Origin of the sequence: Frigoribacterium faeni, from assembly GCF_011761235.1 — a bacterium.
In the GTDB taxonomy this organism is placed as follows: Bacteria; Actinomycetota; Actinomycetes; order Actinomycetales; family Microbacteriaceae; genus Frigoribacterium; species Frigoribacterium faeni_A.
This window is the reverse complement of sequence record NZ_JAAOYW010000003.1, coordinates 90,306-103,540: the sequence shown is the minus strand read 5'-3', so window position 1 is coordinate 103,540 and position 13,235 is coordinate 90,306. Positions and strand designations below refer to the sequence as shown.

At 76.1% G+C, this 13,235-nt stretch carries 13 protein-coding genes and 1 riboswitch; of the genes, 7 read left to right on the top strand and 6 right to left on the bottom strand.

Features of this window, described 5'->3' with window-relative positions:
- Positions 1 to 70: 70 nt before the first annotated feature.
- Positions 71 to 174: riboswitch (glycine riboswitch) on the bottom strand.
- Positions 175 to 311: 137 nt separating this feature from the next.
- Positions 312 to 767, bottom strand: coding sequence for an SseB family protein (locus FHR78_RS12610; protein ID WP_166760903.1), 456 nt, complete (start codon positions 765 to 767; stop codon positions 312 to 314).
- A 127-nt stretch (positions 768 to 894) separates the two neighbouring features.
- Between FHR78_RS12610 and FHR78_RS12605 the strand changes: the two genes are divergently transcribed.
- The gene (locus FHR78_RS12605) at positions 895 to 1,329 is read left to right on the top strand and encodes a hypothetical protein (RefSeq protein ID WP_166760902.1); all 435 of its coding nucleotides are present in this window, start codon (positions 895 to 897) and stop codon (positions 1,327 to 1,329) included.
- A 120-nt stretch (positions 1,330 to 1,449) separates the two neighbouring features.
- Here FHR78_RS12605 and FHR78_RS12600 read toward each other — a convergent pair whose 3' ends face one another.
- Positions 1,450 to 2,271 (bottom strand): putative protein N(5)-glutamine methyltransferase, encoded by an 822-nt coding sequence (locus FHR78_RS12600; RefSeq protein ID WP_347878197.1) that lies wholly within the window; start codon positions 2,269 to 2,271, stop codon positions 1,450 to 1,452.
- 107 nt (positions 2,272 to 2,378) lie between these two features.
- Here FHR78_RS12600 and FHR78_RS12595 point away from each other — a divergent pair, with 107 nt between their 5' ends.
- From FHR78_RS12595 to FHR78_RS12570, 6 genes are all read left to right on the top strand, one after another.
- Positions 2,379 to 2,861: an FBP domain-containing protein gene (locus FHR78_RS12595; RefSeq protein ID WP_166760901.1), complete on the top strand. Its 483-nt coding sequence runs from the start codon at positions 2,379 to 2,381 to the stop codon at positions 2,859 to 2,861.
- Between the two features lie 47 nt (positions 2,862 to 2,908).
- On the top strand, positions 2,909 to 3,262 hold the full coding sequence (locus tag FHR78_RS12590) for an antibiotic biosynthesis monooxygenase family protein (RefSeq protein WP_166760900.1): 354 nt from the start codon (positions 2,909 to 2,911) through the stop codon (positions 3,260 to 3,262).
- A gap of 130 nt (positions 3,263 to 3,392) precedes the next feature.
- On the top strand, positions 3,393 to 4,493 hold the full coding sequence (locus tag FHR78_RS12585) for a LolA family protein (RefSeq protein ID WP_166760899.1): 1,101 nt from the start codon (positions 3,393 to 3,395) through the stop codon (positions 4,491 to 4,493).
- Positions 4,490 to 5,536 carry an ABC transporter ATP-binding protein gene (locus FHR78_RS12580; RefSeq protein WP_347878196.1) on the top strand — a complete coding sequence of 349 codons (1,047 nt, stop codon included), beginning with the start codon at positions 4,490 to 4,492 and terminating at the stop codon, positions 5,534 to 5,536. The genes FHR78_RS12585 and FHR78_RS12580 overlap by 4 nt, the downstream gene beginning before the upstream one ends.
- Positions 5,523 to 6,425, top strand: coding sequence for an ABC transporter permease (locus FHR78_RS12575; RefSeq protein ID WP_166760897.1), 903 nt, complete (start codon positions 5,523 to 5,525; stop codon positions 6,423 to 6,425). The genes FHR78_RS12580 and FHR78_RS12575 overlap by 14 nt, the downstream gene beginning before the upstream one ends.
- 32 nt (positions 6,426 to 6,457) lie before the next feature.
- Entirely contained in the window at positions 6,458 to 7,942 is a 1,485-nt protein-coding gene (locus tag FHR78_RS12570) for a hypothetical protein (protein ID WP_166760896.1), read from the top strand.
- 15 nt (positions 7,943 to 7,957) lie between these two features.
- Here FHR78_RS12570 and FHR78_RS12565 read toward each other — a convergent pair whose 3' ends face one another.
- From FHR78_RS12565 to FHR78_RS12550, 4 genes are read right to left on the bottom strand one after another with little or no spacing between them, the layout of a single operon-like run.
- Entirely contained in the window at positions 7,958 to 8,884 is a 927-nt protein-coding gene (locus tag FHR78_RS12565) for an acetamidase/formamidase family protein (RefSeq protein WP_166760895.1), read from the bottom strand.
- Positions 8,881 to 9,648 carry a GntR family transcriptional regulator gene (locus FHR78_RS12560; RefSeq protein ID WP_347878195.1) on the bottom strand — a complete coding sequence of 256 codons (768 nt, stop codon included), beginning with the start codon at positions 9,646 to 9,648 and terminating at the stop codon, positions 8,881 to 8,883. Before FHR78_RS12560 ends, FHR78_RS12565 begins: the two co-directional genes overlap by 4 nt.
- Complete coding sequence (locus tag FHR78_RS12555; RefSeq protein ID WP_166760893.1) at positions 9,641 to 11,338, bottom strand: ABC transporter ATP-binding protein; 1,698 nt, start codon at positions 11,336 to 11,338, stop codon at positions 9,641 to 9,643. Before FHR78_RS12555 ends, FHR78_RS12560 begins: the two co-directional genes overlap by 8 nt.
- Positions 11,322 to 13,235: a gamma-glutamyltransferase gene (locus FHR78_RS12550; protein WP_166760892.1), complete on the bottom strand. Its 1,914-nt coding sequence runs from the start codon at positions 13,233 to 13,235 to the stop codon at positions 11,322 to 11,324. The genes FHR78_RS12555 and FHR78_RS12550 overlap by 17 nt, the downstream gene beginning before the upstream one ends.

Here is a 13,235-nt window from a genome sequence, read left to right as displayed (position 1 = left end):
GGCGAGGGAGCGGCGCCCCGGGACGCTCGCGCGCCTCGGGTCGCAGGTGCCCCCTGCTTTTCAGAGCGGCCAGTCCGTCGCGGTACGCGGTACCTGAGAGATTGGCGGGGAGCTTGCTCCTTCGGTGCCCGGCGGCGCAGATCGTGCGCTCCGGGGCTCTCCCGCGACGTGTTCGTGGCCCGGTGTTCTGTTGTGCCGCCCAGACTACAGGCGGCGTGTGACAGCGGTGTTTCGGGCGCGCACGACGGACGCCCCGGCCGTGGGTCACGGTCGGGGCGTCCTGGGAGCGGGGCGGACGAGCGGTGCCGGGCCTACGAGGCGGGCTGCTCGGGCTGCTCGGGCTCGGGCGAGCCCGCGGCCTGGTGGGCGGCGACGAGCTCGCGCACGTCGTTCGCGAGCTGGGCGACGCCCTCGGGCAGCATCTCGAAGCCCTCGCGGTTGCCGGGGTTGACGACGAGGCCGGTCTGCGCCGGGATCGCCTGGACGAGCTCGGCGGCGGGGATCGTGGCCTGGAACTCGGCGACGCCCTTGACCTGCTCGCCGATCATGTCGGCGTGCGTGAAGGCGGCGAGCATCGGGGTGCCCTCGCGGTCGAACAGCACCGGCTGCAGGTCGTTGAGGCTGTCCTGCGCGTCGACGGCGCTGGCCACGACGACCTGCGCGTTGACGAACTCGGCGAGCACGGCGTTCATGTCGCCCTCACCTGCCTGTCCCTTGCTGATGGCCTGCTCGAGGGCGGTCGGTTCGCGGTTCTCCGTAGCGGTCATCGGACCAGCCTGCACCCTCGACCTCCGTGACGCCTCCGTGACCTCGCCGCGGGGCCCCGTGCGGTTAGTCTTGGCCTCCTCGACCGTCGGCGTGAGCCGTCGCCCCTCCCACCACCAGGAGCACGCCGTGGCCTCCAAGACCGCACCGCTGTTCGTCGCCGTCCTCGCCCTCGCCCTGGCGACCGCGGGCTGCGCCGGGACGGACGCCGAGCCGGGCGCCGCCGGCACCCCCACGGTCGTCACGACCACCGGCCCCGACGCCACGGCCACGCCCCTGCCGACGACGACCCCGCCGGCGCCCTCGACCGCCGAGGCGCACGAGGCGCCGCCCGCGTGGGACGCCTGCGTCGCCGCGGTGCGGACCGAGTACCCCGACTTGCCGTCGCTCGACGACGTGTGGGCCTACGAGGAGGCGGACGTGCGCGACGCGGACTCGGGCGCGGTCGCCGAGGTGCGGTTCGGGCACCTGGCCGACGGCCGGGTCGAGGCGGCCTTCACCTGCCAGATCTCGGGCACGCCCGAGTCCCCCGTCGTCGACCTCGTCTCGCCCGTCGACATCTAGCCCTCGGGCCTCTAGCCCACGGCCCTCCGGGTCCGAACGGCCGTCGCTCGCGTGGTCGGGAACGGCCACTCCCGAGGGGCTGGAGGACACCATCCGACCGCTCGGCCGGTGCACACGGCTCTAGCCCACGGGCCTCGTCGCCCGCACGGCCGTGGCGTCGAGCTCGTCGTCGCGCTCCACGGACGCGTCGAGCCCCGCGGCGGTGAACAGCGCGGCCGTGGCCGGCGCCTGCCGCACGCTCGTCTCGACGAGCACCGTCCCCGTGGGCGACAGCCACTCCCCCGCCGACGCGGCGATCCGGCGGTGCAGGTCGAGGCCGTCGGCGCCGCCGTCGAGGGCGAGCGGGGACTCGTGGAGGCGGGCCTCGGGCGGCATCGTCGCGATGGCGCCCGTCGGCACGTAGGGGGCGTTCGCGACCAGGACGTCCACCTGCCCGCGCAGCCGGGCGGGCAGGCCGCCGAACAGGTCGCCCTCGACGACCAGGGCGAGAGGGCCGAGGTTGCGACGCGCGCAGCGGACGGCCGCGGGGTCGAGGTCCGAGGCGACGACGTCCAGCCCGGGCGACCGGTGCAGCAGCGCGGTCGCGACGGCGGCGACGCCGCAGCAGAGCTCGACGACGACCGGTGCGGGGACGGCGACGTCGTCGTCGGCGGGGGCGGCCGCGAGCGCCGCCTCCGCCAGGTCGAGGAGCAGCCCGGTGCGGCGGCGAGGCACGAACACGCCGGACTCGACGGCGAGCCGGAGGCCCGCGAAGCCCGCCCAGCCGAGCACCTGCTCGAGCGGCTCGCCCGCGACGCGTCGCGCCAGGAGCGCCTCGAGCTCGGCACCCGCCGCGGCCTCGAGCAGGAGGCGCGCCTCGTCCTCGGCCCAGACGCAGCCGGCCGTCCGCAGGCGCCGGACCACCGCCTCCTCGTCCGGGTCCACCGCCGCCGTCTCGACCACGGGGCCAGCGTAGGACCGCCCTGCCCCCGCCGCGCCGGTGCGCTGTCGGCGGTGCCGCGTAGGCTCGTCGCAGCCGGCGGCCCGAGGGCGCCGCAGCAGAGGAGATCATGAAGCCGCTGACCGAGACCGACATCCGCGAGTCGTTCGTCAACGCCCTGCCGGGCGACCTCGACAGGCTGCCCATCCCGGGGCTGCACGAGATGCTGTGGGACGACCGCGAGTTCCTCGGCTGGCGCGACCCCCAGGCGCACCAGCGCGGCTACATCGTGCACTGGATGGCCGACCGGCCGGTCGGGCTCGTCGTGCGCTCGTCGGGCACGTCGCTGCGGCCGGGCATCGCCGCCATGTGCTCGCTGTGCCACTCGCCCCAGCCCGCCACGCAGGTGCGGCTCTTCACGGCCCCGAAGGCCGGCGACGCCGGCGCGAACGGCGACACCGTGGGCACCTACATCTGCGAGGACCTGGCGTGCTCGCTGCTCATCCGCGTGGCGCCTCCCCACCTCAACCCGCCCGAGCAGATCGAGCGGCGCGCCAGCGGCCTGGCCGAGCGGGTGCAGGGCTTCACGACCAACGTCATGAAGGCCGCCTGACCCGCGACCACCCGTCCCCCACCCCGACAGAACGAGAGCGAGCAGCCATGTCCGTCGTCAAGATCAACGCCATCCACGTGCCCGAGGGGTCGGGCTCCGAGCTCGAGTCGCGCTTCGCGGCCCGCAAGCACTCCGTCGACGGGGCCCCCGGCTTCGAGGGGTTCCAGCTGCTGCGCCCCGTCTCGGGCGACGCCCGCTACTTCGTCGTGACGACGTGGGCCGACGAGCAGTCGTTCCAGGACTGGTCGGCGAACGGGGCGGCCGCCGCGCACGCCGGACCGCCCGCCGGCCACGGCGCCGGGGCCGGGCCGGGCGCGTCGGCCGACCCGGGCGCCGAGGCGCCGCGCCGTCCCGTCGCCACGGGCGCCGACCTGCTCGAGTTCGAGGTCGTCGAGCTCTGAGCACCGGCCTCGGCGGGTCGCTCGACGTCGAGCGACGAGCACGTGCGTCCCCAGTGGATCCCAGGGTCGCGACGTACCCTGCCGATCAGTCGCGACCCGCTCCGAGCCGCCACGAGAGGCACTGGACACCATGAAGAAGTCAGCCCGCTGGATCCCCGCCGCGATCGTCCCCGCCGCCGTCGTCGCGGCCGGGATCGTCGTCCCCTCGATGGCCGCGAACGCCGAGGTGTCGCTGCCGGACAAGACGCCCCAGCAGGTCCTCGAGCTCGCCGCGTCGAGCTCGGGCACCGCGTTCTCGGGCACGGTCGAGCAGACCAGCGACCTCGGCCTGCCCGACGTCTCGGGGCTGCAGGGCGGCTCCGGCGACGGCTCGACCGCCGACGCCCTCGAGCTGCTGACCGGCAGCCACACCGCGAAGGTTTTCGTCGACGGCGACGACCGGCAGCGCGTGCAGGTCGTCGAGGACCTCGCCGAGCGCGACGTGATCCGCGACGGCGACAGCGTCTGGACCTGGGACTCGTCGTCGAAGCAGGCGTCGCACGTCACGCTGCCCGACGCGAGCGGCACGCAGGTGCCCGGCGTCCTGCCCGACGGCACGGCCGTGCCGCAGACCCCCGCCGAGCTCGCCTCGGCCCTGCTGGCCGCGGTCGAGCCGACCACGACCGTCACCACGACCGACGACGTCAGGGTGGCCGGCCGGTCCGCGTACCAGGTCGTGCTCACCCCCGACGACCCCGCGACGCTCGTCGGCAGCGCGACCCTGACCGTCGACGCCGAGACCGGCGTGCCGCTGAAGGTGGTCGTCGCCGCGAAGGGCCAGGCCGACCCGGCCGTCTCGGTCGGCTTCACCTCCGTCGACTTCCGGGCACCCGCCTCCGACGTCTTCGCCTTCACCCCGCCGGCGGGCGCCGACGTGACCGAGGTCGCGCTGCCGACGACGCACGACCACGCGACCGCCGAGGCTCGGGGCGACCGGACGGCGCCCACGGTGCTCGGCTCGGGCTGGAGCACCGTCGTGGGCCTCGCCGCGTCGCCCGCCGACTCGGCCCCCGCCTCGGGCCAGGGCGACGACGGCGACTCCGCCGCGCTGCTCGACCAGGTCCTGACGCCCGTGACGGGCGGCCGGGTGCTGCAGACCTCGCTGGTCTCCGTGTTCGTCGGCGACGACGGTCGCGTGTGGGCGGGCGCCGTCGACGCGGACGCCCTCCAGGCAGCCGTCGCCGCGCAGTGAGCGACGGGACCGGCCCGCGGCCGGACGCCGGGCTCGCCGTGCAGACCGAGGGCCTCGGCAAGACCTTCGGCCGACAGCGCGCCGTGGCCGACCTCGACCTCGCGGTGCCGCAGGGCAGCGTCTACGGGTTCCTGGGCCCCAACGGCTCGGGCAAGACCACGACCATCCGCATGCTGCTCGGGCTCACCTCGGCGACGAGCGGCACGATCCGCGTGCTGGGCGGGGCCATGCCCGACCAGGCCCGCGACGTGCTGCCGCGCGTCGGGGCCCTCGTCGAGGGCCCCGCGTTCTACCCGTTCCTCTCGGGGCGCGCGAACCTGGTGCGCCTCGACTCGGGCGACCGCCGCGCGCCGGCGTCGACCCGGCGGGCCAGGGTCGACGCCGCCCTCGACCGCGTCGGGCTCGGGCACGCCGCCGACAAGAAGGCGCACGCCTACTCGCTCGGCATGAAGCAACGGCTCGGCATCGCGAACGCGCTGCTCATGCCCCGTGACCTGCTCGTGCTCGACGAGCCCAGCAACGGCCTCGACCCGCAGGGCACCCGCGAGGTGCGTGCCCTGATCCGCTCGCTGGCCGACGACGGCACGACCGTGCTCGTCTCGAGCCACCTGCTGGCCGAGGTCGAGCAGATGTGCAGCCACATCGGCGTCATGAGCGCCGGCCGCCTGCTGACCCAGGGCACGCTCGACGACCTCCGCGCGCTCGGCACGCACCGGGTCCGCGTGCTCACGCCCGACCCCGACCTCGCCCGCGGGGTCCTCGCCCGTCTCGGCCTCGTGCCCGACGGGTCCGGCTCGCCCGCCCTGCCCGCCTCCCCCGACGCACCCGACGCGCCTGCCGCGCCTGCCGCGCCTGCCGCCACAGGCTCCGCCGGCGCCGTCCGCGTCGAGGCCGACCTCGGCGTCGAGGGCCTGGCGCCCGAGACCGTCGTCGCCGCGCTCGTGGCCGCCGACGTGCGCGTGCGCGGGTTCGAGGTCGCCGGCGCCAGCCTCGAAGACCGTTTCGTCGACCTGACCGGGGAGGGCTTCGATGTCGCCGGCTGAACCGACCGGGCCCGACGCGGCCGCCGCCTCCTCGTCCGTCGCGGGGGCGGCCCCCGTGCCGGCGCGTCGTGGCTCCGGCCTGGCGCTGCTCGGCAGCGAGGTCGCCGTGCTGTTCCGTCGGACGCGGACCATCGCGCTGCTCTCGGCCCTCGCCCTCATCCCGGTGCTGCTCGCGGTCGCCGTGCGGGTGGCCACCGACGACGACGGGTCGGGCGGCGGCCCCGCCTTCCTCGGCGACATCACCCGCAACGGCCTCTTCGTCTCGCTGACGGCCCTCACGGTCGCCATCCCGCTGTTCCTGCCGCTCACGGTCGGCGTCGTCGCGGGCGACACGATCGCCGGCGAGGCGAGCCTCGGCACCCTGCGGTACCTGCTCGTGACCCCGGTGGGCCGGGTGCGCCTCCTGCTCGTCAAGTACGCCGGTGCGGCCCTCTTCTGCCTCGCCGGCACCCTCGTCGTGGTCGTCGTGGGCGCGATCGCGGGCGCGGCCCTGTTCCCCGTCGGCCCGGTGACGCTGCTGTCGGGCCAGACGATCGGGCTGGGCGACTACGCCGGCCGCATGCTGCTGATGGCCCTCTACGTCACGATCTCGCTGCTCGGCCTCAGCGCGATCGGCCTGTTCGCGTCGACGCTCACGAGCGTGCCGGTGGGCGCCATGGCGGCGACCGTCGTGCTGTCGACGGCCGCTCAGATCGTCGACGCGCTGCCGCAGCTGTCGTTCCTCGACCCGTGGCTGTTCACCCACTACTGGCTGGGGTTCGCCGATCTGTTGCGCGATCCGATCTCGTGGAGCAACTTCGCGGACAACGCGCTACTGCAGGCGGGCTACATCGCCGTCTTCGGCGCGCTCGCGCTCGGCCGGTTCACCACGAAGGACGTCCTGAGCTGAGCCTGCCGCGCCGAGCGGTCTAGCGTGGATCGGTGCTCACCCGACGTCGCCTCCTGCCCGCCGCCTCCCTCGCCGTGGGCGCCTCGCTGCTCGTCGCCGCGTGCACGGGTGCCGATCCCCGGCCCGAGCGCGTCGAGGTCACGGTGGCCACGCCGGAGGCGCCGGTCACGACCGCGGCGTCGCCCACGGCCGCCGAGAGGGCCGTCGAGACCAGCCGCGCGCTCTGGACCAGTTCGCCGGTCGTCGTGCTGGCCCCGGCCGGTCGCCCGGACGCGGTCGCCGACGCCGCCGCGCAGGGCGAGCGGCTCGGGGCGCCCGTGCTGCTCGCCGGCGACGGCGTCGACGTCGCCGCCGAGCTCGACCGGCTGGACGCGACGACGGTCGCCACCGTGGGCGATGCCGACGACGCCCACGACGACGCGGCGACCGTCCACGGCGTCGCGTCCGTGCCGGCCGACGAGGTCGAGCCGTCCCCCTCGCGGCACGCCGACTCGTCGACCCTGGTCGTCGTGGCGGGCTCCGACGACGCGGCCGCCTCGGCCACGGCGCGCGCCGCCGGGGCCGAGCTGCTGCCGCTGCCGGAGGGCGTGGTCGACCTGCAGCAGGACGCGTCCGTCGTGGACGCGATGGGCGCCTCCCGGGCCGCCGCCACCGTCGTCGTCGGAGCGGCCTTCGCGGGTCGCGCCCACCTCGACTGGTCGGTCGCCGCCGCGCGGTCGGGCGCGCAGCTGCCCGGCGGAGGCCAGCGGTTCTTCCCCGACCGCCGCTTCGTCGCGCTCTACGGCGCTCCGGGCACGGGCGCCCTCGGCGTGCTCGGCGAGCAGGACGCCGCCGCCGCCGTGCGACGGGCCGCCGAGGTCGCCGCCGGCTACCAGGCGTCGTCCGACCGGCCCGTCGTCCCGATGCTCGAGGTGATCGCCACGGTCGCGGCGGGCTCGGCCGGGCCGGACGGCGACTACTCGAACGAGCTCGACCCGGAGACGCTCCGCCCCTGGGTCGAGGCTGCCGCCGACGCCGGCCAGTACGTCGTCCTGGACCTGCAGCCCGGCCGGGCGGGCTTCCTCAGCCAGGCGAAGCGCTACGAGTCGCTGCTCGCCGAGCCCAACGTGGGCCTGGCCCTCGACCCCGAGTGGCGGCTCGCGCCGGACCAGGTGCCGCTCGCCCAGATCGGCGGGGTCGACGCCGCCGAGGTGAACGGGGTGTCGACCTGGCTGGCCGACCTCGTCGCCGCGCGGTCGCTGCCGCCGAAGCTGTTCGTGCTGCACCAGTTCCGGTCGAGCATGCTGCGCGACCGGGCCGCGATCGACCTCGGCCGACCCGAGCTGACCACCCTGGTGCACGTCGACGGCCAGGGGTCGCAGCCCGACAAGCAGGCGACCTGGCGCGCCCTGCACGACGGCGCCCCCGCGGTCGCCTGGGGCTGGAAGAACTTCTACGACGAGGACGAGCCGATGCTCACGCCCGAGCAGACCCTGGGCGACGTGTCGCCCGTGCCGGACCTCGTCACCTACCAGTAGGCGCGACGCGGGCACTCAGACGCCGAGCGCGCCCGTCGGGAGCACCGCGTGCACGCCCCAGGTCTGGTTCGCCACCTGCGTGACCCGCAGGTCGACGACGGCGCTGGCGAAGGCGAGCGCCGTGGCGCGGTCCACGTCGAGCAGCGCGGCCAGCCAGGTGACCATCGCGTCGAGGGCGTCGCCCGTGGCGACGTCGAGGTCGGGGTCGAAGCCGAACGTGACGCGGCCCGCCGGGGTCTCGGCGTGGATGCTCGCGAGGGGGCGGTCGTCGGCCAGGTCGAGCCGCACCCGCGTCGTCATGGCGCACTCGATCGCGGTGCCGCCGACCTCGCCGTCCCCCTGCGCCGCGTGGCCGTCGCCGAGGTAGAGCAGCGCGTCGTCGACCTGGACGGGCAGCCAGAGCGTCGACCCGGCCACGAGCTCGCGACAGTCGACGTTGCCGCCGGCGGCGGTGCGCGGCGGGGTCGTCGCGTGCTCGCCCGGCTCGGCGGGCGCGACCCCGACGACGCCGAGGAACGGCGCGGTCGGCACCGTCGGGCCGCGGCTCTCGGTGGCGAGCCCGGTGACGGCGTCGATGTCCCAGAGCAGCCACGACGGGGCGACGTCGGCCAGGCCGAGCCGGGTGGTGACGGGGGTCTCGCGACCGCCCGCGACGGTCCAGCCCCAGTCGCCCGGCCTCAGGTCGACGAAGGTCACGCCGAGCATGCCTCCCGGCCGGGCGCCCCGCACGGCGACCGGACCGGTGAGCGCGTGGCCTCGCGCCTGCGCGAACAGCCGCGGCCGCTGCTCGCCGGGCGTCGTCTGGCGCTCGAGGTGGCCGGAGGCGTCGAGGGACCCGACGACGACCTCGTCGCCGGGCTCGACCGTGAGCACGGACGCGTGGTCGCGCGAGTAGACGTCGTGCGTGGTCTCGCGGGTCGCGTCGAGGCGGTGCAGGGTCACGAGGCGTCGCCGCCGTCCGTCTCGGCGCGGCTCCGCACCGCGACGACCGCGGGCGGCGCGGCGCGCAGCTCGGCGACGACCTCGGCCGGGGCGGTCCTGCTGAGGTACCCCACGCGGGACTCGCGCACGTGGCGGCCCATGAGCTCGCCCGCCCGGTCCGGGTCGCCCGCGTCGACGGCGGCGAGGATGACGCGGTGGTCGGGCCAGAGGCGCTTGCCGCGCGAGAACTCGTCGAGGGCGTAGAGCCACTCGATCTTGCGCGACAGCTGCCTCAGCAGCGTCGCGAGGGTGCTGCTGCGGCTGAGCTCGGCGACCCCGATGTGGAACCGCTCGTTGAGGTCGACGAGCCGGTCGAGCTCGTCGACCTCGACGGCCGCGTCGCCCTCGTCGAGCACGCGCTCGAGCTCGCGGCGCAGCCGCAGCCACTCGCCGCCGTCGTCGGCGTCCGCCCCGCTGAAGCGCGCCCGGGCCCGGGACGCCGCCCGCCGCGCCGTCGAGATCTCGAGCGCCTCGCGGACCGCGAACAGGTCGTCGGCCTCGTCGACGGGGATGTCGGCCACGCGCGACCCGACGTTCGGCCGCGACTCGACGAACCCCTCGGCCTCGAGCCCGCGGAGGGCCTCGCGCACCGGCACCCGGGAGACCCCGTAGCGCTCGGCGAGCGCCGCCTCGGTGATGCGGGTGCCCGGCTGCAGCACCCCGTGCACGATGTCGGCGCGGACGGCGTCGACGACGCCCGGCGGGGCGGGGCGGGGGTCAGACACCGAGGCTGGCACCGGGGATCGCTCCTAGGAGGTGGTGGGTGTACTCGTCCGTCGGGGCGAGGAACACGTCGTCGACGCTGCCCCGCTCGACGATGCGACCGCGTCGCATCACCACCACACTATGGGCGATCTGCCGCACGACCGCGAGGTCGTGCGTGATGAACAGGTAGCTGAGCCCCAGTCGGCCCTGCAGCTCGGCCAGCAGCTCGAGGATCTGCTCCTGCACGAGCACGTCGAGGGCCGACACGGCCTCGTCGCAGATCAGCAGCTCGGGCTCGAGGGCGAGGGCCCGGGCGATGGCGACCCGCTGCCGTTGCCCGCCCGAGAGCTCGTTCGGCCGGCTCTGCGCGACCGACCGCGGCAGGGCCACCTGGTCGAGCAGCTCGGCGACGCGGGCGCGGCGGCCGGCGCGGTCGCCGACGCCGAAGATGCGCAGCGGCTCGTCGATCAGCCGCTCGACGCTGTAGGTCGGGTCGAGCGAGCCGTACGGGTCCTGGAACACCGGCTGCACGCGGCGGCGCAGAGCCCGGCGCGCCGCGCCGCGGCTGGCGGTGATGCCCTCGCCGTCGATGAGCGCGCTGCCCGACGTCGCCGGCTCGACGCCGAGCACGATGCGCGAGAGCGTGGTCTTGCCCGAGCCCGACTCCCCCACGACGGCCGTCGTGGTGCCGCGGGGCACCTCGAACGAGATGCCGTCGACCGCCCGGACGGTCTCGCCGCGTCGGCCCCGGAGGCGGTACTCCTTGACGAGGTCCGTCACGACCAGGATCGGGTCGACCCGCGCCTTCTCGGCGTCCTGCCGCCCGTCGGCGACGGGCTCCTCGGCCCGGAGCGCCGCCGCGGCCGTCACGGTCGGCGCCGCGGCGACGAGCCGCTTCGTGTACTCGTGCTGCGGGTCGAGCAGGATCTGCCGCGGCGTGCCCTGCTCGACGACGCGGCCGTCGAGCATGACGACGATGCGGTCGGTGCGGTCGGCCGCGACCCCGAGGTCGTGCGTGATGAAGAGCAGCGACGTGCCGTGCGCGTCGACGAGGGTCTGCAGGTGGTCGAGGATCTGCCGCTGCACCGTCACGTCGAGGGCGCTCGTCGGCTCGTCCGCGATCAACAGCTCGGGGTCGCGGGCGAGGGCGACGGCGATGAGCACCCGCTGCCTCATGCCGCCGGAGAACTCGTGCGGGTACTGGCCCGCGCGGCGCTCGGCCTCGGGGATGCCGGCCTCGGTCATCAGCTCGACGACGCGGCGGCCGACGGCGGCGCGCCCCCGGGCGCCGCCCGCACGGAGGGCGTCGGCGATCTGCGCCCCGACGGTCATCGAGGGGTTGAGGTTCGTCGACGGGTCCTGCGGCACGAGGCCGATGCGGGCGCCGCGCACCGACCTCATGCGCGCCTCGCCCGCCCCGGTCAGCTCGTCGCCGCCGAGGTGCACGGTGCCCCCGGTGACGTGGCCGGCGCCGGGCAGCAGCTGCAGCACCGCCGCGACGACGGTCGACTTGCCCGAGCCGGACTGGCCGACGATGGCGACCCGCTCGCCCCGGGCCACGTCGAGGTCGACGCCGTGCACGACGTCGCGGTCGCCGAACGCGACCCGGAGGCCCCGCACGGCGAGCAGGGGCGCGGGCGCCCCCTCGGCGGGACCGGGGCCGGGGCTGGCGGCGGCGGTGGTGGTCACGGTCTCAGCGTCCTGCGGCATAGGCCTGTGCTCCTCGGGGGTTGGCGGCGGCGCCCAGCACGCCGGTCGCGGGGTCGCGGGTGACGCTCGACAGCCGGCCGAGCGACCAGTCGCCCGAGCGGGTGACGACGTGGCCGCGGGCCTCGAGCCCGGCGATCAGCTCGTCGCCGAGGCGGTCCTCGACGACGACCCCGCCGGGCGTCCAGGTGCGCGGCCAGAACGAGCCGGGGAACGACGTCGTGTGCAGGGCCGGCGCGTCGATCGCCTGCTGCGGGCTCCACCCGCCGACGATCGTGCGGAGCAGGTAGAGCAGCTGCCACTGGTCCTGCTGGTCGCCGCCCGGCGAGCCGAGGGCCACGACGGGCTCCCCGTCGCGCAGCACGAGCGTCGGCGTGAGCGTCGTGCGCGGCCGCCGGCCGGGCTCGAGGGTCGAGGCGGTGCCCTCCTCCAGCCACGTCATCTGCAGGCGGCTGCCGAGGCAGAAGCCGAGCTCGGGGATGGTCGGCGACGACTGCAGCCAGCCGCCCGACGGGGTCGCCGAGACGACGTTGCCCCAGCGGTCGACGACGTCGATGTGGCAGGTGTCGCCGCGGGCCTCGCCCGTGGGGGCGACGTCGGGCTCGGCGCCCGGCTGGCGCGCGTCGTCCGCGGGCACGGCGGCGAACGACCCGACGGTGGGCTCCCCCACGCCGGCGCCGGGCCCGGCCGTGTCGTCGTCGGTGCGGAGCTCGGGGAGCCGGCCCGCGCCTCCTGCGCCCCCGGCGTCGCCGGGACGGAGCTCGTGGGAGGCGGAGCTCCCGATGAGCGCACGGCGCTCGGCCGCGTAGCCGGCCGACAGCAGGCGGTCGAGCGGCACGTCGCGGTCGCCGTACCAGGCCTCGCGGTCGGCCATGGCGAGCTTCTGCGCCTCGACGATCGTGTGGGCGCCGTCGACGGTCGACGGGTCGAGCAGCTCGTCGGGCAGCGGGTCGAGCATCGCCAGCACCTGCAGCAGCGCGGGGCCCTGGCCCCACGCGCCGGTCTTCGCCACGACGTGGCCGCGGAACTCGACCGTCGCCGCCTCCTCGGTCGAGGCCCGGAACGCCGCGAGGTCGGAGGCGCGCAGCACGCCGGCGTGCTCGCCGCCCGTCGAGTGCCGGTGCGGCGTCCGCACGAAGGCGTCGATCGAGGTCGCGACGAGCCCCTCGGCCCACTCGGTGCGCGCCGCGTCGACGCGGGCGCGCCGGGCGGCCTCGGCCCGCGACGAGCCGGGCGTCTCGGGGGCGGGGCCGGCGTCGTCGGCCGGCAACGCGCCTCCTGCGGCCACCAGGCCGTCGAGCACGCGGGCGTACGCCTCGTTCACGACCACCTCGCCGGGCCGGGGCGGCGCCCCGTCGACGAGCCAGCGGTCGGCCGACGTCGGCCAGTGCTCGGCGAACAGCTCCGCCACCGCGCCGATCGTCTCGGTGACGCGCGCCGTGATGGGATGGCCGTCGCGGGCGTAGCCGATCGCGTAGGCGAGCACGTCGGCGAGCTCCCACGTGCCGTGGTCGCGCAGCAGCAGCAGCCACGCGTCGACGGCGCCGGGCACCGCGGCGGCGAGCGCGCCCGAGCCGGGCACGAGGTCGAGCCCCTCGGCGCGGTAGTGCTCGACGGTCGCGCCGGCGGGCGCCGGGCCCTGCCCCATCAGCACGACCGGGCGGCCGGGCTCGTCGGCGGTCGCGAAGACCGCGGTCATGTCGCCGCCGGGCCCGTTGAGGTGCGGCTCGACGACGTGCAGCACGAAGGCCCCCGCGACGGCGGCGTCGAAAGCGTTGCCGCCGCGCTCGAGCACCGACTGGGCCGACGCCGTCGCGAGCCAGTGCGTCGAGGCGGTCATGCCGAAGGTGCCGACGAGGTCGGGGCGGGTGGTGAACGCGGGAGGCGCGGTGTAGGTCAC

Bases quoted from the DNA above. Each gene is read 5' to 3' on its own strand.
- FHR78_RS12575 (WP_166760897.1), top strand. From the start codon at position 5,523: ATGTCGCCGGCTGAACCGACCGGGCCCGACGCGGCCGCCGCCTCCTCG.
- FHR78_RS12555 (WP_166760893.1), bottom strand. From the start codon at position 11,338: ATGCCGCAGGACGCTGAGACCGTGACCACCACCGCCGCCGCCAGCCCC.
- FHR78_RS12585 (WP_166760899.1), top strand. From the start codon at position 3,393: ATGAAGAAGTCAGCCCGCTGGATCCCCGCCGCGATCGTCCCCGCCGCC.
- FHR78_RS12590 (WP_166760900.1), top strand. From the start codon at position 2,909: ATGTCCGTCGTCAAGATCAACGCCATCCACGTGCCCGAGGGGTCGGGC.
- FHR78_RS12595 (WP_166760901.1), top strand. From the start codon at position 2,379: ATGAAGCCGCTGACCGAGACCGACATCCGCGAGTCGTTCGTCAACGCC.
- FHR78_RS12610 (WP_166760903.1), bottom strand. From the start codon at position 767: ATGACCGCTACGGAGAACCGCGAACCGACCGCCCTCGAGCAGGCCATC.